Annotated in this window: 12 protein-coding genes and 1 riboswitch; of the genes, 3 read left to right on the top strand and 9 right to left on the bottom strand. The window is 72.6% G+C overall.

The window, feature by feature from the left end; translation table 11 throughout:
- Positions 1-77: 77 nt before the first annotated feature.
- Positions 78-1,157: an NlpC/P60 family protein gene (locus ACWGR4_RS17075; RefSeq protein ID WP_452132428.1), complete on the bottom strand. Its 1,080-nt coding sequence runs from the start codon at positions 1,155-1,157 to the stop codon at positions 78-80.
- Positions 1,158-1,166: 9 nt separating this feature from the next.
- Positions 1,167-1,297, bottom strand: a riboswitch (cyclic di-AMP (ydaO/yuaA leader).
- A 375-nt stretch (positions 1,298-1,672) separates the two neighbouring features.
- Between ACWGR4_RS17075 and ACWGR4_RS17070 the strand changes: the two genes are divergently transcribed.
- A complete protein-coding gene (locus tag ACWGR4_RS17070) occupies positions 1,673-2,029 on the top strand; it encodes a hypothetical protein (protein ID WP_380005585.1) in 357 nt (118 codons plus the stop codon).
- A 16-nt stretch (positions 2,030-2,045) separates the two neighbouring features.
- Here the strand turns inward: ACWGR4_RS17070 and ACWGR4_RS17065 are convergent, their stop codons facing one another.
- A complete protein-coding gene (locus ACWGR4_RS17065; RefSeq protein ID WP_380005328.1) occupies positions 2,046-2,765 on the bottom strand; it encodes a PIG-L deacetylase family protein in 720 nt (239 codons plus the stop codon).
- A gap of 125 nt (positions 2,766-2,890) precedes the next feature.
- Between ACWGR4_RS17065 and pcrA the strand changes: the two genes are divergently transcribed.
- The gene (gene pcrA, locus ACWGR4_RS17060; protein WP_452132427.1) at positions 2,891-5,407 is read left to right on the top strand and encodes a DNA helicase PcrA; all 2,517 of its coding nucleotides are present in this window, start codon (positions 2,891-2,893) and stop codon (positions 5,405-5,407) included.
- A 73-nt stretch (positions 5,408-5,480) separates the two neighbouring features.
- Here the strand turns inward: pcrA and ACWGR4_RS17055 are convergent, their stop codons facing one another.
- Both ACWGR4_RS17055 and guaA read right to left on the bottom strand, forming a co-directional pair.
- Positions 5,481-6,677, bottom strand: a complete 1,197-nt coding sequence (locus tag ACWGR4_RS17055; protein WP_452132426.1) for a hypothetical protein — start codon at positions 6,675-6,677, stop codon at positions 5,481-5,483.
- Positions 6,678-7,015: 338 nt separating this feature from the next.
- The gene (gene guaA, locus ACWGR4_RS17050; RefSeq protein ID WP_452132425.1) at positions 7,016-8,605 is read right to left on the bottom strand and encodes a glutamine-hydrolyzing GMP synthase; all 1,590 of its coding nucleotides are present in this window, start codon (positions 8,603-8,605) and stop codon (positions 7,016-7,018) included.
- Between the two features lie 284 nt (positions 8,606-8,889).
- Between guaA and ACWGR4_RS17045 the strand changes: the two genes are divergently transcribed.
- Positions 8,890-9,174: a chorismate mutase gene (locus tag ACWGR4_RS17045; protein ID WP_452132424.1), complete on the top strand. Its 285-nt coding sequence runs from the start codon at positions 8,890-8,892 to the stop codon at positions 9,172-9,174.
- Between the two features lie 606 nt (positions 9,175-9,780).
- Here the strand turns inward: ACWGR4_RS17045 and ACWGR4_RS17040 are convergent.
- From ACWGR4_RS17040 to ACWGR4_RS17020, 5 genes are all read right to left on the bottom strand, one after another.
- Complete coding sequence (locus ACWGR4_RS17040) at positions 9,781-11,358, bottom strand: succinic semialdehyde dehydrogenase (RefSeq protein ID WP_452133282.1); 1,578 nt, start codon at positions 11,356-11,358, stop codon at positions 9,781-9,783.
- Between the two features lie 93 nt (positions 11,359-11,451).
- Positions 11,452-12,837 (bottom strand): dihydrolipoyl dehydrogenase family protein, encoded by a 1,386-nt coding sequence (locus ACWGR4_RS17035; RefSeq protein ID WP_452133281.1) that lies wholly within the window; start codon positions 12,835-12,837, stop codon positions 11,452-11,454.
- A 66-nt stretch (positions 12,838-12,903) separates the two neighbouring features.
- Complete coding sequence (locus ACWGR4_RS17030; protein WP_452133280.1) at positions 12,904-14,709, bottom strand: serine/threonine-protein kinase; 1,806 nt, start codon at positions 14,707-14,709, stop codon at positions 12,904-12,906.
- A gap of 233 nt (positions 14,710-14,942) precedes the next feature.
- Complete coding sequence (locus ACWGR4_RS17025) at positions 14,943-16,637, bottom strand: serine/threonine-protein kinase (protein ID WP_452133279.1); 1,695 nt, start codon at positions 16,635-16,637, stop codon at positions 14,943-14,945.
- A gap of 109 nt (positions 16,638-16,746) precedes the next feature.
- Positions 16,747-18,579 (bottom strand): serine/threonine-protein kinase, encoded by a 1,833-nt coding sequence (locus ACWGR4_RS17020; protein WP_452133278.1) that lies wholly within the window; start codon positions 18,577-18,579, stop codon positions 16,747-16,749.
- Between the last annotated feature and the right edge of the window lie 10 nt (positions 18,580-18,589).

Here is an 18,589-nt window from a genome sequence, read left to right as displayed (position 1 = left end):
GGCGACCGGCGACACGCGCGAAGGCGCCCTCCCGCGACGGGAGGGCGCCTTCGTACGTGTGACGGGGTCCGCCGGGCCTAGCCGGGTCGGATGGCCGCGTAGAACGGCATCGAGTCGACCGGCGCCTCGGTCACGGTCTTGCCGGGACGCGGGGCGTGGATGATCTTGCCGTTGCCGATGTACAGGCCCACGTGCCGGTTGTCCGAGTAGAAGAACACCAGGTCGCCCGGCTGGAGCGAGCCCTTGGCGACGCGCGGACCGTCGTTGACCTGGGTCCAGGTCGTCCGGGTCAGGCGCACGCCCGCGGCCTTCCAGGACGCCTGGGTCAGGCCCGAGCAGTCGTAGGAGCCGGGGCCCTCGGCGCCGGAGACGTACGGCTTGCCGATCTGGGACCGCGCGAACGCGATCGCCGCCGCGGCCCGGCCGGAGGCCGGCACGTTGGTCGTCGGCGTGGTGTCCTGCTTGTCCCGCGAACTGCGGTCGTTGGCACGCGTGTCGTTCGCGTGCTCGTCCGAGTCGAGGACTTCCTTCTGCTGCTGCGCGGTGAGCGTGTTCAGCAGGCGCTGTGCCTCGGTGAGCTTGGCCTGGATGTCGGTCTTGTTCTTGTTCAGGTCGGTGCGCAGCTTCTCCAGTTCCGCGAGCTGCGAGGAGGCCTCGGTGCGGTCCTGCTGGAGAACTCGGGCCTGCGCCGCGATCTGCTTCAGCTTGGCGGCCTGCTGGCCGTCGAGCTGGGACATCATCTGCGACTTCTGCAGGTATCCCTCGGGGTCGCCGCTGAGCGCGAGCGAGAGGGACGGCGGGAGGCCGCCGCTGCGGTACTGGTTGGCCGCCAGGACGCCGATCTGGTCGCGCAGGGCGTTCAGCGCGGCCTGTTCCTCGGTGATCCGGGCCTGGGTCTGGTTCGCGGTGCCCTGCTGCTTCTCGATCTGTTCCTCGACGCCGTTGGCGGCTTCGGTGGCCTTGATCACGTCGCTGTGCAGCTGGTTGACGCGGTCCTTGGTCTGCTGGAACGACTGCGCGGGGTCCGCGCTCGCGGTGCCGGCGAAGGTCATCACACCGGTCATCGTCGCGGCGGCCGTGACCACGGTCGCGGCGGTACGCACGGCGGTACGCGGCTTGGGCTTGCGGTGTTGCCCGGGTCGACGTTGGGACGCCACTGGTGGCGGGTCTCCTTCCTCGGCCGCCTACCGGGTTAGCTGACGGGTTCGGGCGGAAGAAGGCGCCCTACGGTGCCGGAGCACCGATTCACCCCAAGGGACTGCGAGGGTCCCCGGTTCCGGCTTCGCGTCGCGACGACCGTGGTTGCCCACCGTCACCGAAACCCGTCACCGAATTCGGCGGAGGCGATCGTGTCGACCGGGTGGCCGACCTCGAGCCGATCGCCTGCCGCAGAACACTAGTCACACGCGTGTCAGGACCATCACCATCGGCCTTCACATTGCCAAAACTTTACCAATGTCACCGTTTCCATCTCCGCGTATCACGGGAAAAGCGCCCGGATTCCCTAAAGTCGATCTTGATCCCTTTTGGCGATCTTTAATGGCATTCGACCGATGGAGAGGCGTGGATCGCCGCCGGCTAGGCTGCCGGACGGCGGCGGGGGTCCGGCATGGGCGCCGAGAACGCCGGCCGGGTGCCCGCCGGGGCGATGATCGACGAGGGGTTGTACGACGTGGACGTTCTGCGGCAGATCCTGCTGGTGCTGCACATCGTGGGCATCGCGGCCCTGCTCGGCGGCTTCCTCACCCAGATGTCCGCGCTGCGCACCGGCGACGTGCGGATCGTGCCGGCGATGACGCACGGCGCGCTGACCATGCTCGTCACCGGCCTGGCCCTGGTGGGCGTGGTGCAGTCCGGCCTGGACCGCGACGTGGACACCGCCAAGATCGGCACCAAGCTCGGGATCCTGCTGGTCATCCTGTTGCTGGTGTGGGGCAACCGCGCCGCGGACCGGGTGTCCGCACGCGTCCTCGGCGCGATCGGCCTGCTGACCGTGGCGAACATCGCCATCGCCGTGATGTGGACCTGAGCCGCCGGTCCCGCCGCTAGCGGGTGTCCACCACCCGGAACACCTCGGCCATACGCCCGGCGCCCAGTTCGAACCGCGCCGCGTTGCCCTCCAGCATCGACACCACGTGCTCGCGCAGCTCCGGCAGATGGCCCGTCTGGCTCTCGTGCGACAGCAGCGCCGCGATCTTGCGCTCGAACACCTCCGTCACGTCCACCGCGTGGTTCGGCGCCGCGGTCGGCGACAGCCAGGTCTCCGGCACCGTCCACTCCTTCAGCCCCTCCGCCTCCAGCAGCTCGGGGTGGGCGAACGGGTTGCGCGCGTCCGGATAGATCGCCCGCATCGCCGCCTCGCCGGCCTCCAGGTGATCGGGGTGGCTGGGCGCCAGCCGGGCCCAGTCCCGCTCCGGACTCGGGATCACCATGCGCTGCGGGCGTACCTGTCGGATCACCCGGCTGATGTCGCGCCGCAGTTCCATGGAGGCTGCCACGCGCCCGTCCGGATACCCCAGCCAGTACAGCTGCCGCACCCCCACATGCGCCGCCGCCGCGCTCTGCTCGGCCCGCCGGATCCCGCCGATCTCCGACCGGGGCACCGCCGGATCGAACCCGCCCGCGTCCCCGTCGGTGACCAGGCAGTAGCTCACCTCGATGCCCGCCTCGGTCCACGTGGCGACCGTCCCCGCCGCCCCGAAGTCGATGTCGTCCGGGTGCGCGGCCAGCACCAGGATCCGCTCCACGTCGCGATCGTCCAGCACGATGTACTCCCTTGACGGTCGACCCGATGTCCGACGGGGCGAAGATGGTTGTCGGCGCAATGATCCCTGCCCGCGACAACGGCCCGGGCACGACCCGCCCGACACCCACCTAGACTCGGGGAACGATGAGCAGCCTCTTCGACGACATCCCCCTGCCCGGTTTCGACACCGCGGCCAAGAAGTCCCCCGCCGGCTCCGCGGACGAGATCCCGCTGCCGCCCGAGCCGGACGAGAACCACGTGTACGGCCTGCCGGAGGACTATCCGGACGACCTGTACGAGGGGCAGTACGCACCGCCGCCCGAGCCACGCGACGCCTACTACCGCAACGGCGCCCCGCGCCCCGTGGTGGACCCGGCCCGGCTGCTCGACGGGATGAACCCGCAACAGCGCGCCGCGGTCGTGCACGAGGGGTCCCCGCTGCTCATCGTGGCGGGCGCGGGCTCCGGCAAGACCCGCGTGCTGACCCACCGCATCGCCCACCTGCTCGCCTCCCGCCACGTACACCCCGGCGAGATCCTGGCGATCACCTTCACCAACAAGGCCGCCGCCGAGATGCGCGAGCGGGTCGAGGCGCTGGTCGGGCCGCGCACCAAGGCGATGTGGGTGTCCACCTTCCACTCGGCCTGCGTACGCATCCTGCGGCAGCAGTACAAGAAGCTCGGCATGAGCTCCTCGTTCTCCATCTACGACTCCGCCGACCAGCAGCGGCTGATGGCAATGGTCTGCCGCGACCTGGATCTGGACCCGAAGAAGTTCCCGCCGCGCAAGTTCAACGCGCAGGTGTCCAACCTCAAGAACGAACTGATCGACCACGAGGACTTCGCGGCCAAGGCGATCAACGAGTCCGAGCGCATACTGGCGCAGGCCTACACGATGTACCAGGAGCGGCTGCGCCAGGCCAACGCGCTCGACTTCGACGACCTGATCATGACCACGGTGCACCTGCTCCAGGCGTTCCCGGACGTCGCGGAGCACTACCGGCGACGCTTCCGGCACGTGCTGGTGGACGAGTACCAGGACACCAACCACGCGCAGTACACGCTGGTGCGCGAACTGGTCGGCGGCGCGGCCGGCAGCGGCCCGCGCCTGACGGTGGACGGCGAGTTGGTCAACCCCGCCGAGGCCGGGCTCGTCGGGCTCGAACCGGCCGAGTTGTGCGTGGTCGGCGACGCGGACCAGTCGATCTACGCGTTCCGCGGCGCGACCATCCGCAACATCCTCGACTTCGAGGCCGACTACCCGAACGCCACCACGATCCTGCTGGAGCAGAACTACCGCTCCACGCAGACCATCCTGAGCGCGGCCAACGCGGTGATCGAGCGCAACAGCAACCGACGCGCGAAGAACCTGTGGACCGACGCCGGCGCCGGCACCCCCATCGTCGGCTACGTCGCGGACGACGAGCACGACGAGGCGCAGTTCGTCGCCGACGAGGTGGACCGCCTCACCGACGCGGGCCACACCAAGCCGGGACAGGTCGCGGTGTTCTACCGGACCAACGCCCAGTCCCGCGTCTTCGAGGAAGTCTTCATCCGGGTCGGCCTGCCGTACAAGGTCGTCGGCGGCGTGCGCTTCTACGAGCGCCGCGAGGTCCGCGACGTGCTCGCCTACCTGCGCCTGCTGGCCAACCCCGACGACACCGTCTCGCTGCGTCGGATCCTGAACGTGCCCAAGCGCGGCATCGGCGACCGGGCCGAAGCGTGCCTGGACGTGCTCGCGACCCGCGACCGCATCCCGTTCGCCCAGGCGCTGCGCCGCGCCGACGACGCGCCGGGCCTGGCCAAGCGCTCGGCCAACGCGGTCAAGGGATTCGTCCGGCTCCTGGACGACCTCACCGCGGTGGTGGACGGCGGCGCGGGTCCCGCGACCGTCCTGGAGGCGATCCTGGAACAAAGCGGCTACCTCGCCGAGTTGCAGGCATCCAGCGACCCGCAGGACGAGACCCGGATCGAGAACCTTCAGGAACTCGCGGCGGTGGCACTGGAGTTCGAGCAGGCCCAGGCGCAGGAGGGCGGCTCGGGCACGCTCGCCGACTTCCTGGAGCGGGTCTCGCTCGTGGCCGACTCCGACCAGATCCCCACCGACGCCGAGGACGGCGGCGTGGTCACCCTGATGACCCTGCACACCGCCAAGGGCCTGGAGTTCCCCACGGTGTTCCTCACCGGCCTGGAGGACGGCGTCTTCCCGCACATGCGCTCGCTCGGCGACGCAAAGGAGCTGGAGGAGGAGCGCCGGCTGGCCTACGTGGGCATCACCCGCGCCCGCGAGCGGCTCTACGTCACGCTGGCGAAGATGCGCAGCGCGTGGGGCGCGCCGTCGTACAACCCGCCGTCGCGCTTCCTGACCGAACTGCCGGAGAAGCTGGTCGACTGGCGCGGCACCTCGCCGTCGGCGGCCAAGGCGATGTCGGCGACGAAGTCGACGGTCGGCTCGCGCGGCGGCTTCGGCAAGGGCGCGCAGATCAAGGAACGCCCGGCCATCGCGCTGTCCCCGGGCGATCGGGTCACCCACGACAAGTTCGGCCTGGGCACGGTGGTGTCCACCGCCGAGACCGGTGACAAGGCGAAGGCCACCATCGATTTCGGCGCCGGCGGCGAGAAGACCCTGCTGCTGCGCTACGCGCCGGTGCAGAAGTTGTAGCGCCGCTCGCGTCCGGACGAGAGCGGGCCGGGTCGATTCCCTCGACCCGGCCCGCTTGCGTGTTCCGCTCCGCTCAGCCCGCGATCTGGATCTCGTACGGTGCCGACTCCACGCCGGAGGCGGACACCACGCACAACTCCACCCGGCCCGGCTCCACGTCGACCGGGACCGGGACGACCACGCACGCGTCGGAGGGGTTGGCGAAGCCGGTCTCGGCCGGGATCAGCGGGGCGTGCACGTGGACCGCGCCGAACTTGACCACCACGCGCGCCAGCAGGTCCGCCTCGTGCGAGCCGCCCGCCGCCAGGTTGATCCCGCGCACCTCGATGTCGTCGCCCTGGCGGACCGCGGAGTCCAGGTCGCCGCGTGTGCGCACGCGCACCACGGACAGGATCACCGGGCGGTCGTTCTCCGCCAGCTTGCCGGCGAGGTAGGTGACCACCGAGACCACCGCGAGCGCGACCAGCGTGGCCGGGATGTCCGGGAGCCGATCGGGGTCGCGGGCCAGACCGACCACGACGAAGCCGACCGCGACCAGGTTGACCAGGACGTACTGGGCGTCCACGAACGAGGCTCGGCCCGCGTCGTCGGTGACCAGGTCGCGCAGCGCCGCCTGGTCCGCGCGGAGCTTTTGCAGCACCCGACGGCCGACCTTGTCGCCGACGATCCGGCGTACCGCCACCGCGGCGAGCAGCGGCGCGGCCACCAGCGTGATCTGGTCGAGCGCGACGTCACCCAGCCGATCGAGCAGCCGGTCCCGCTGTCCGTCCCCGGAAGCCGCGGCGAGCCGCATGCCCAGGAAGGCGAAGCAGTACATCAGCGCCACCATCCACAACGCGGCGACCGCCTTGGAGGTGGACAGGCGCCCGTCCAGGCCCCGTACGGGCGCGAACACGCCGCCCTGCGCCCGGGCGGCCCAGCCGACCACGCTGAGCGCTCCGGCGACCACCACGGCCGCCACGATCCCGGCGGTGCGCGAGCCGGTCCAGCCCGCGCCGATCGCGGTCAGCGCCTGCACCAGGACGAGCACGGCGACCAGCAACCACAGCACGATCAGCGCACGACCGCCGAGCACCTGCAGCCAGGCCCGTCCCTGGGCCCGCCGTATGCCGGCCAAGTCCTGGGCCTTGCCCCGCAGTTCGTCGGAGATCCACTGGCGCGCGCCGCCGTCGGAGTGGGCGACCGCCGAGGGCACGCCCTCCTTGCGGGCGAGCGCCCGCCGCAGCGTCTCGAAATCGGCGACGGTCCTGCGGTATTCCTCCCGGACCACGCAATGACAGTCCGGTCCGTGCACACCGACACCGTGCGCCACTTCGCCACGCCCTCCCCACCACCACATACGAACGTGCTCGTTCAGCGGCACATTGTGCCGCATCCGAGAGGGCCGTACCGGCCCGGTCCGGCGATCGCGCGCAATCTCGATCGAAGACCCGCCGCGAGGCCAACCCCCGTGTCCCGCAAGGCGTCCCGCCGGCTCGTCGACCCGGCCGCGGCGGGCTCCGGGAACGCCGCCGGCCCCCGTCCGAAATCGGGCGGAGGCCGGCGAAAGCACGTGCGATCGAGGGGGTCGACCCGGATCGAGCGCGCCGAGCGGAAGGACGCGGGAGGCTACTCCCACTCGATGGTGCCCGGGGGCTTGCTCGTCACGTCGAGGGTGACCCGGTTGATCTCCCGGACCTCGTTGGTGATCCGGTTGGAGATCCGGGCCAGCAGGTCGTAGGGCAGGCGCGACCAGTCGGCGGTCATGGCGTCCTCCGAGGACACCGGACGCAGCACGATCGGGTGGCCGTAGGTGCGGCCGTCGCCCTGGACGCCGACCGAGCGCACGTCGGCGAGCAGCACCACGGGGCACTGCCAGATCTCCCGGTCGAGCCCGGCGCGGGACAACTCCTCGCGGGCGATCGCGTCCGCCTCGCGCAGGATCTCCAGCCGGTCGGCGGTGACCTCGCCGATGATCCGGATCCCCAGGCCGGGGCCCGGGAACGGCTGCCGCCACACGATCTGCGACGGCAGGCCCAACTGCTCGCCGACCGCGCGCACCTCGTCCTTGAACAACTTGCGCAGCGGCTCGATCAGCTTGAACTGGAGGTCTTCGGGCAGCCCGCCGACGTTGTGGTGCGACTTGATGTTCGCCGTGCCGGTGCCGCCGCCGGACTCGACCACGTCCGGGTAGAGCGTGCCCTGGACCAGGAACTCGACCTCCTCGCCGTGCGCGCCCGCCTCGGCGACCACCTCGGCGGCGGCCTGCTCGAAGACCCGGATGAACTCGCGCCCGATGATCTTCCGCTTCTCCTCGGGGTCGGTCACCCCGGCGAGCGCGGTCAGGAACCGTTCCTGGGCATTGACCACCTTCAGCGAGACCCCGGTGGCCGCCACGTAGTCCCGCTCGACCTGCTCGGGCTCGTCCTTGCGCAGCAGACCGTGGTCGACGAACACGCAGGTGAGCTTGTCGCCCACGGCGCGCTGGACCAGGGCCGCGGCGACCGCGGAGTCGACCCCGCCGGACAGGCCGCAGATCACGTGTTTGTCGCCGACCTGCTCACGGATCAGCTCGACCTGCTCCTCGACGATGTTGACCATCGTCCAGTTCGCCGCGAGCTTCGCGCCCACCTTCAGGAAGCGCTCCAGGATGGCCTGGCCGTGCTCGCTGTGCATCACCTCGGGGTGGTACTGCACGCCGTACAGCCGCGCCTCGTCGTTCTCGATCGCGGCGACCGGCGCGCCCGCGCTGGTCGCGGTGACCGCGAAGCCGGCCGGCGCGGCGGAGACCGAGTCGCCGTGCGACATCCACACCGACAGGTCGGTGGGCAGTCCGTCGAACAGGGTGCTTCCGGTGCCGGTCACAGTCAGCGGGGTGGCGCCGAACTCGGCGAGACCGGTCTTCTCGACCACCCCGCCCAGGGTCTGCGCCATGGCCTGGAAGCCGTAGCAGATGCCGAGCACCGGGACGCCGGCCGTGAACAGCGCCGGGTCGATGCTGGGCGCCTCGTCCGCGTACACCGAGGAGGGGCCGCCGGACAGGATGATCGCGGCCGGGCGCTTCGCGAGCATCTCCGGCACGGACATGCTGTGCGGCACGATCTCGCTGTATACGCGCGCCTCGCGCACCCGGCGGGCGATGAGCTGGGCGTACTGGGCGCCGAAGTCGACGACGAGGACGGTTTCGGTGCCGCCTCCGTCCGGGCTGGCAAAGGTCACGAGGGGCCTTCCGGCGAAGCGAAAAAGGGGTGTACGCCGATTCTACCGGCGTCGCGCGGGTGACCCCGGCTGGTGTCCGCTCCCGCCGTCGCGGCATACTGACGCCATGTCCTCGTTCGGCGTGACGCGCAGCTTTACCTATGGCACCGGGATCCCCGGCGCCGCCGTCACCGCCTGAACGCAGCACACCACAGGCAGACGAAGACGCCCCGGGTCCGGTACCCGGGGCGTCTTCGCGTTCGTGTCGAGGCCCCGGATCCGACCCCTTCCGGAGAGCAGGCCGCATGGACGACACCACCACCCCGCCGCAGGCACCCGAGGACGTGATCGGCGCGGGCCGCGCCCGCATCGACGACCTCGACCGGCGGATCATCGCGCTGATCACCGAGCGGGTGGACATCTCCGCCGAGATCCAGCGGGTCCGCGTCGCGTCGGGCGGCGCCCGCGTGCAACTGTCCCGCGAGATGGAGGTCATCGCCCGGTACCGCGAGGGACTGGGCAAGCCGGGCACCACCGTTGCGCTGACCCTTCTGGAGTTGTGCCGCGGTCGGGTCGGCCCCCGGGCGTAACCTCATCGCGCCGGCGGTCGTTGTGACTGATGGCCGGCCCGCTTCATGCGCGGGCCGGGCACCGCAAGGCCGCCGACGCGATGAGGCGCGCTCACCAGTGCGCCGTGGGACCTCGCGTTGGTGCCGTGACCGGGACGCAGGGGACAGCAACCGGTCACAACCCCGCCGGCGGCCGGTGTCGGGGACGCCCGACACCGGCCGCCGCGCCTTGGGTCGATCCACGGATCGACCCCGGCGCGTCGGGCCTCGGCGTGCCCCATTCACCACGAATCCCACGCACCGCGAAAGCTGCGCAACGCGGATCTTTCACACCAAAGCCGCCGGCAGCGCCAAGAGTAGCGGGATTCGGTGCCCCCATCGGTGGTTCCGGCGAAGTGCGCGACCGGCTCGGGGACGTCCGGTTAGCGCAAATGATGATCATTAACCGGTCGATAAATGTCATTTTGCCCCGACTTGGCAGCCCCTCGCTCGGCCGTGCCCGAGCAACGGAATTCACCCTTCCGCCGTCTCGCGCCCCGCGAGCCGCACACACGCCTGCCGATACCCGGCGCGCGCCGGGTGTCGGCAGGCGTGTGCCGGCCGTGGGCACCGGCCGCACGCGCGGGGTCAGCGCACGCGCAGGGTCTTCATGATGCGCAGGGACAACGTCAACGAGCGGGCCCACTGCTCGTCGGTCATGCCGAACGGGGCGGCGATCGGGAGGAGGCGCTGGGTGGCCACGGTCTGCGCCTCGGTGAACTTCATGATCCCCTCCGCGCCGTGCCGCCGACCCAGACCCGAGTCGCCCATGCCGCCCATCGGTGCGCCCGCGCTGCCGTACGCCGCCGCGTAGCCCTCGTTGACGTTCACCGTGCCCGCGCGCAACCGGCGCGCGAGCGCGCCGCCGTGCCGGGTGTCGCGGGTCCATACGCTGGCGTTGAGGCCGTACGCGGTCTCGTTGGCGCGGGTGACGACCTCTTCCTCCTCGGTGTAGCGGTACACCGACACCACCGGGCCGAACGTCTCCTCCGCGCACACCGCCATGTCGGGGGTGACGTCGGCGAGGACGGTGGGCTCGTAGAACAGCGGGCCCAGGTCGGGTCGGGCCTTGCCGCCGACCAGCACCGTCGCGCCCGCCTCGCGGGCCTCGTCCACGTGCCGGGTGACCGCGTCCAGCTGTCGGCGCGAGACCAGCGAGCCCATGTCGGTGTCCCACCCGTATCCGGGCGCGAGCCGCATCGCCTGGATCCGGCCCAGGAACCGGTCCACGAACGCGTCGTACACGGCCGCGTGCACATACATCCGCTCGATCGAGATGCACAGCTGGCCGGCGGAGGAGAAGCAGGCGCGCACCGCCCCCTCGGCGGCCCGGTCCAGGTCCGCGTCGGGCAGCACGATCATCGCGTTCTTGCCGCCCAACTCCAGCGACGCGCCGACCAGTCGCTCGGCCGCCCGCCGGGCCACCTCGCGGCCGGTGCGGGTGGAGCCGGTGAACCCGACGTAGTCCGCGCCCTCCACCACCGCCGTGCCGACCACCGGGCCGTCGCCGAGCACGATCTGCCACAGGTCCTCGGGCAGGCCGCACTCGATCAGTACGTCCTGGGCCCACAGCGCGGTCAGCGCGGTCTGCGTGTCGGGCTTCATCACCACCGCGTTGCCCGCGATGAACGCCGGGATCGCGTCGCCGATGGACAGCGCCAGCGGGTAGTTCCACGGCGACACCAGGCCGACCACTCCCTTGGGGTGGCGGACCTCGATCGCCTTGGTGAGCACCGGCAGCGCACCGGCCCGGCGGCGCTCGCGCAGGTAGCCCGCCGCCCGCCGGCCGTAGTGCCGCGAGCACAGCGCGACGTCCAGGACCTCCTCGAAGGCGTGCTTGCGCGCCTTGCCGGTCTCGGTCTGGACGATGTCCAGGATCTCCGACTGGCGCTCCAGCACCCGGTCGTGGAAACGCAGGAACACCGCGGCCCGCTCACGCACCGAACGCTTCGCCCACGCGGTCTGCGCGAGCCGCGCGCGGGCGAAGGCGGAGGTGACGTTCTCCGGGGTGGACTCGGGGAGTTCGGCGATCGGCGACCCGTCGAACGGACTACGGGTCGTCACCTTCGTCGGCACGGTGCCGGTCACCACGCGCCGCGCCAGTCGCTCGGCGGGCAGGTGGGGCACGGCGATGGAGGCTGCTGCGGGCGCTGCGATGTCCGTCATGGCACCAGCCTAGACAGCGCTACTTTCGGGTAACAAGAACCGTCCGGCGCGCGGACGGACCCGACCCGCCCGCACGCCGTTCCCGGGCCCGAATCAGTCCGTGTCGAGGTCGGCCAGCGCCGACTCGATGGTGCGGTGATACGTGGGATACGCGTACATCATGTCCCGCAGCGTGGCCACCGGGACCGCCGCGCGCACGGCCACCACGAGCGCACCCAGGATCTCGCCGCCGGCCGGGCCGGCGGTGGTCGCGCCGACCAGCACGCCCCGGTCGACATCCTCGATCACCTTCACGAAGCCGCGCGCGCCGGTGATGTGTCCGCGCGAGGAGGCGGCCAGGTCCGCGTGGCCGATCCGCACGGAGAGCCCGGCGGCGCGGGCCTGGTGCTCGGTCAGGCCGACCGCGCCGATCTCCGGGTCGACGAACGTCACCCGCGGCAGCGCGCTGTGGTCCGCGTCGGGTCCGGCGGTGCCCCGACCGGCCGCGTGCAGGACCGCCTTGGTCACGATGGCCGACTGGTACATCGCCACGTGGGTGAACGCGCCCTGCCCGGTCACGTCGCCGACCGCCCAGACCGCGGGGGCCGTGCCGCCGGGCTGCACCCGCAACTGCCCGTCCACCGGCAGCGCGTGCGCGTGCGGGTCGACGCCCAGCGCCTCGGCGCCCAGGCCCGGCAGGTCCACCCGGCGGCCGGTGGCCACCAGCAGCTTCTCCGCCTCGATCGAGCGCCCGTCGGAGAGTTCGACGGTGAACGTCTTGCCGTCGTGCGCGACCCGCTCGGCCCGCGCGCCCAGGTGGATCTCGACGCCGTCCTCGCCCAGCGCCCACGCGGCCAGGTCGGAGGATTCCGGTTCCTCGACGGCCAACACCCGCTCGCCGTTCTCCACGATCGTCACCCGGGTGCCGAACCGGGTGAACACCTGGGCGAGTTCGAGGCCGATCGCGCCGCCGCCGAGCACCGCGAGCGAAGCCGGCGCCTCGGCGGCCTCGATCGCCTCGCGGTTGGTCCACAGCGGGGTGCCCGCCAAGCCCTCGATCGGCGGGACGAATGCCTTGGTACCGGTGCCGACCACGATCGCGTGCCGGGCCCGGAAACGCCGCGGCCCGTCGGGGCCGGGCACCTCGACGGTGTCCACGCCGGTGATCCGGCCGGCGCCGCGTACGAACGTCATGCCCTTGTCGACCAGCCGGTCCACGGCCGCCGTGTCGTCCCAGTCGGCGGTCAACTCGCGGACCCGCGCGGCGAGCGGCGCCCAGTCGGGGTGCTCCTCGGTCCGGGCGCGGGCCGCCGCGTACACCATCGCCTTCGACGGGATGCAGCCCCAGTACGGACACTCGCCGCCGACGAGGCCGTCCTCGATGCCCACCACGTCCAGCCCGGCGGAGGCCAGGTTGCCGGCGACGGCCTCGCCGCCGACGCCGAGGCCGAGGACGATCACGTCGACGGTCGCGACGTCTTGGGGGTGCTGCGTGCTCACTGGTGTACCTCCGGGGATGGCTGGGCTCCCTCGGACCGTACCCCGGGACGGACTCGGACTCGCGCGTCACTTGCCCTGGAAGGACTCCGTCATCTTGTCGAAGCGCTCCCGCGAGAGCGGTTCCCAGTCGCTCTGGTACGACGCCACGTACAGCGCGTAGTCCACGTTGCCGGTGGTCACGACACCCAGATTCATCACGTGGCTGGGCACCCGATTGCCCGAGCCGTCACCGTTGATCGGGTCGCCGTCGAAGGTGTACTCCCACATTGCGGCCTTGCGCGCTCCCGGCGGAAGCGGGGTGTAGTCCCGGAGTTGGAGCCGCTTGTAGGCGGGCTTCGTCTTCGCGGTCGCCTCGACGACCTGCTCGAAGTTGCCCAGGGGGTCGTGGCCGACCGGCGTCGCGCCGATCAGATAGGCGGTCTTCCGATCCGCGGTCACGTACTTGATCTGGTCCTTGTTGACGCCGAAGACCGTACGGGTCCTGGCGCCCTTGGGCATGAACAGCGAGAACCCCAGCGGGTCCTTGACCAGTTCGTAGCCGGCGGGCGGGACGGACCCGTTCGGCGCGGAGGCGGACGGCGGCGTGGTGGGGGGAACGGCGGTCGCCGGCGGCGGGGTCTGCGGCTGCGTGCCCTGCCCGGATGTGGTCGGGTTCGGGCCCGCCTTGTCGCCCTTGTCGTCGTCCCGGGTGACCAGGAACCCCACCGCGGCGCCGCCCGCGATCAGCGCGACCACGAGCGCCACGACCGCGACGATCCGGCCGCGGCGGCGCGGCTCGGGGGTCGGCCCATGCGGCGGCGCGGGGATGTGCGGCGGTTGCGGGGGTACGCCCGTGCGGGTCGGCGACGCCTCGGCGGGCGAATACGCCGGTTGCGGCCAGGAGTTCGGCGGCGTGTTGCCGCCCGGGTGTCCGGTCGCGCCCGTGTCGTGGCCGGCCTGTGCGCGCCCGTGCGGGTCGTACGGCTGGGCCGGGGTGGTCGGCGCGCCGGGGTCGGCGACCGGGGTCGGTGGCGGCGGGACCGCGCCGTACTGCCGCGACGGCGTCGAGTTCGCCACCTCGCGCAGGATCCGGGCGCCGTCCTCCACGCCCATCCGCAGGTCGACGTCCTTGACCAGCCAGCCCGCGATCACCGGCTCCAGGCCACCCGCGTGCCGGGGCGGGTCGGCCTCGTCGTTCAGGATCGCGTTCAGCGTGCTGATCATGGTGCCCCGGCGGAACGGGTTGCGTCCCTCGACCGCCATGTACAGCACCACGGCGAGCGACCACAGGTCCGCGGCGAGCAGCGGACGTTTGCCCTCGGCCCGCTCCGGCGACAGGAAGTCCGGCGACCCGACCAGCATGCCGGTGGTGGTGAGCGTCGCGGTGCCGGTCGCGGTGGCGATCCCGAAGTCGGTCAGCACCACCCGCCCGTGCGGGGTGACGAGGATGTTCGCGGGTTTGACGTCGCGATGCAGCACACCCTTCTGGTCGGCGGCGATCAGCGCGTCGAGCACCTTCAGGCCCAGTTCGGCGGCGTCGGCCGGGGTCAGCGTGCCCTGCGTCTCCAGGATCTCGGCGAGCGACTGGGCCTCGACCAGCTCCATCACGATCCACGGGATGCCGCCGTCCTCGACCACGTCGTGGATGGTGACCACGTTCGGATGCCCGATCCGGGCCGCCGTGCGGGCCTCGCGCATCGTGCGCTCGCGGGCCAGCTCCTTCTCCTCGTCGTCGAGGTGGTCGGGCAGCCGCAGCTCCTTGATCGCGACGTCGCGGTGCAGCATCTCGTCCACGGCACGCCACACCGTGCCCATGCCGCCGCGGCCGAGCATGGTGCCCAACCGGTAACGCCCGCCGACCACCCGACCGCGCGTGCCCCCGGTCTGTGCCACGTACCCTCCCCGCATCGGCCGGCTGTACCGCCGGCCATCTTCGGTCTGCAACCCGCCACATTAGATGCGAGGCCCCGGGGTTCGGCGAGCGGATCCGCCGACCGGACCGTTCCGGGCCCGCCTCTCGCACCCCGCCGGCGGGCACGCCGACGGTCCACGTCACGGCCGTGACGTGGGGTTTCCGGCCTCGGGCGACCCGCGGCCGGTGCTCGATCGGGCGGGAGCGAACCCGATCAGGTCGACTTGCCCGCGCTGCCGGTCGACGGGGGGTCGGTGATCGGCGGGCGGGTGGTCGTGGTGGTCGTCGGCGGCCTGCTCGTGGTCGGCGGCCTCGTGGTGGGCGGGCGCGTCGTGGGCGGGCGGGTGGTCCAGGTCTCCGTGTTCGTCGGCCGCGAGGTGCGAGTCGAACCGGATCCCTGGCTGCCGCTGCCCGAGGTGCCGCTGTCGTTGTTCCCGGAGCCGGTGGAGGAACCGGTGGTGTGCAACATGTCGTTGCGGGTCCCGCTTCCCGGCGAGTTCGCGGCGCCCGAGCCGGCGGGCTGCGTGTTGGCGACCTTCTCGTTGCCCGAGCCGCCGTCGCCACCACCGCCACCGCCCTGTCCGCCCAGCGCGTTCGGCACGAAGATCGCCAGCGCGGCCACCGCGGCGGCGACCATGGTGCCGAAGACGACGGCCTTGCGGCGCTTCTTCTTCGTGGCGGCGTCGGCCGCGGCCGACGGGCCGCCGGAGGGGCCGCCGGCCGGGCCGATCAGCACCGGGTTGACCCGGTCGTCGGCGGTGGCCGAGCCGTGCACCGCGTCGGTGGGCGACCAGGCGTGCGCGCCGGTCGCCGGGTAGCCGCCGCCGGGGCTGTCCGGATCGGCGGAACCGGCCGCGCCGAACGGCGGCGCGGCGGCGGTCGGCGGCTGCTGCCGCCAGTCCGGCTCGGGTCCGGGCTGCGGCGTCGGCACCGGCGTCGACGGGGTCTGCGGGGTCGGCGGCGATGGGGCCGGCTGCCAGGACGAGCGGGTGGCGCCGCGGACGCCGCCCGGATCCTCGACGGTCGCGGTGCCCGGCGGGATCGGGCCGGCCGCGTTCCACGGGTCCTCGGGAAGCGGTTCGACGCCGACCAGCGCGGCGGTCAAGAGTCGTTCGGTGGTGTCCTCGTCGGCCCGCTCCAACGGGTCCTTGCGCAGCAGCGCCTCGATGGCCGGCCACAACGCGCCGGACTGCCGCGGCGGCGCGGGCTCGTCGGTGAGCACCGCGCTGAGCGTGTCCATCGCGCCCGACCGGCGAAACGGCGAGAACCCCTCCACCGCCTGGTACAGGGTCACCCCGAGCGACCACAGGTCGGAGGCCGGACCGGGCCGACGCCCGAGCACCCGCTCCGGCGCCAGGTATTCGGGAGAGCCGACCAGCATCCCGGTCGCGGTGAGGGTGACGGAGCCGGCCACGGTGGCGATGCCGAAGTCGGTCAGCACGATCCGGCCGCCGGGCGCCATCAGGATGTTGCTGGGCTTCACGTCGCGGTGCAGAACGTCGGCCGCGCGGGCGGCGCGCAGCGCGGCGAGCACCGCCAGGCCGACCTCGGCCGCCTCGTGCGGGGCCATCCGGCCCTCGTCGAGCACGTCGGTGAGCGAGGGCGCGCGGACCAGCTCCATCACGATCCACGGGCGCCCGTCGTCCTCGGCGACATCGAAGATGGTGACCACGTTGGGGTGGGTGATCCGGGCCGCCGCGCGGGCCTCGCGCAGCGCCCGCTCGCAGCGGCCCTGGGTCTCCATCTCGTCCAGGTCGTCCGGGATCCGGACCTCCTTGACCGCGACGTCGCGGCGCAGCAGCTCGTCGAAGGCGAGCCACACCGTGCCCATGCCACCTCGACCGAGCGGCTCGCCCAGGCGATAGCGCCCATCCACCAGGCGGCCGTGCGAGCCGCTGTCGTGTGCCACGTGGTCCTCCCCAAGACCGTGGACACCACCCGATCCGCCCCGTCGGCGCGTCTTTGGCGTCACGTATAGGACGTCCGGCGAGTGCCGAAGGTTCCGCTCCGGGCCGGGCTCAGCCGCCCGGCGTGAAACTCTCCCGCGCCGCGTCGAACGCCGAACGCACCAGCGCCGCGCCACCGTCGGGGCCGGAGACCCAGAAGTCCCAGGTCCGGCCGTCCTCGACGAAGCGCATGTTGATCGATCGGCGCACCGTGCCCCGGTCGTTCCAGGTGAACTCCCATAGCCCGGCGACCTGTCCGTGCACGCTCGTGCAGAGCAGCCGGATCAGGTGGTAGTCCGTGCCGTTTCCGATGAAGCTGCCCGGTCCCAGGCCCTTGGATGCCTGTACGGCCAATTCGCCGCACGGATCACCGTGCGCGTCGGACGCGTCGGGGCGCACGCCGAGGCGGTACAGGTCGTCCGTCGACCGGTAGTAGACCCGCTCGCCGGCCGCGTCGCGCACGGTCCAGCCGGCGGGCACGAGCACGGTGAACGCACCGCGCGCGGTCACCCGCCGAAACCCGCCCGCCGGATCGGCCGGGCCTGGGCCGCCGCTCGGGACCACGACGGCACCACTCGCCCGTACGTCGACCCCCGGCGGGCCGGAAGCGGTCGCCGAGGCCGCGCCCCGACGATCGGCCCGCTCCACCAACACCCCGACGACCACCCCGGCCACCACAAGCACCACCCCCACCACCGCACCCACCACGACCGGCACCCGCCGCGACGCCCAAGCAAACGCGGGCCGCCCCGAGCCCGAGGGCAGCGCGGCCGGGGTGGGCGACCCGGGCGGGGTCGCCGGCTCGGGCGGTTCGGGTGAGCCGAACGCGCCGGGCGGCCCCGGCGGCGTGGGCGACGCGAGCGCGACGGGCGGTCCGGGGGGCGTCGGCGGCGCGGGCGGCCCGGCCGGGGTGGCGGGCGCGAGCGGGGCAGCCGGTTCCGGGGGTGTGCGCGGGCCCGGCGGGTCGGGTGTCGGCGCCGGCTCGATGCCGGGGAGGGAGGTCGCGGACGGGGCCGGGTCGGGATGACCGGGCGCGTCGGGGGAAGCGAGGTGGGGACGCGCAAGGGGCGTGCCGGGCCCGCGCCGCTCCCCCGCTCCTCCCGCGCTCGCCGCGGCCAGCAGCGGGGCCGCGTCCGCCGCCGTCATCCGCGCCGCCGGATCCGGCGTGAGCAGCCCGAGCACCGCCTCGGCCAGCGGCCCGGCATGCGTGGGCGGCGGGCACCTGCCCAGCGCCACCGCCTGCAGCGTGGCCAGCGGATTGTCCCGGCGAAACGGCGAGAATCCCTCGACCATCTCGTACAACGTCACACCCAGCGACCACAGGTCGGCCGGCGCCCCGGACGGCCGCCCGCTCGCCCGCTCCGGCGCCATGTACTCCGGGGTGCCCGCGGTCGCGCCGGTCTCGGTGACCGCGGGCGCGTCCGGGTGCGTCGCGATGCCGAAGTCGGTGAGCACCACGCCGTCGTCCTCGTCCACGATCACGTTGGCGGGCTTCACGTCCCGGTGCTCGATGCAGACCCGGTGCACGGCGGCCAGCCCCGCGAGCATGCGCGCGCCGATCCGCGCCACCCGCTCCGGCGCCATCGCGCCCTCGGCGATCAGCGCGGTGAGCGGCCGGCCCGGCAGCAGCTGCATCACGATCCACGGCCGGCCGTCCTCGACCACGATGTCGAACACGGTGACCACGTTCGGGTGCCGCACCCGCCCCGCGGCCCGCACCTCGCGCTGCATCCGCGCCGAGCGCCGGGCCACCTCGTCGGCGTCGAGCCAGTCGGGCAGCCGCAACTCCTTGATCGCCACGTCCCGCCCGATCTCCGGGTCGTGGGACCGCCACACCACGCCCATGCCGCCCTGCCCCAGCACCTCCGTCAACAGGTACCGCCCCGCGAGTACGCGCCCACTCATCGCCGCCCCC

This window comes from Embleya sp. NPDC055664 (assembly GCF_053618075.1).
Note: the sequence above shows the minus strand (reverse complement) of the source record. Positions and strands in the feature narration are given on the sequence as shown.

Excerpts from the sequence above, each read along its gene's own strand:
- pcrA (WP_452132427.1), top strand. The coding sequence starts at position 2,891 with ATGAGCAGCCTCTTCGACGACATCCCCCTGCCCGGTTTCGACACCGCG.
- ACWGR4_RS17045 (WP_452132424.1), top strand. The coding sequence starts at position 8,890 with ATGGACGACACCACCACCCCGCCGCAGGCACCCGAGGACGTGATCGGC.
- ACWGR4_RS17040 (WP_452133282.1), bottom strand. The coding sequence starts at position 11,358 with ATGACGGACATCGCAGCGCCCGCAGCAGCCTCCATCGCCGTGCCCCAC.
- ACWGR4_RS17020 (WP_452133278.1), bottom strand. The coding sequence starts at position 18,579 with ATGAGTGGGCGCGTACTCGCGGGGCGGTACCTGTTGACGGAGGTGCTG.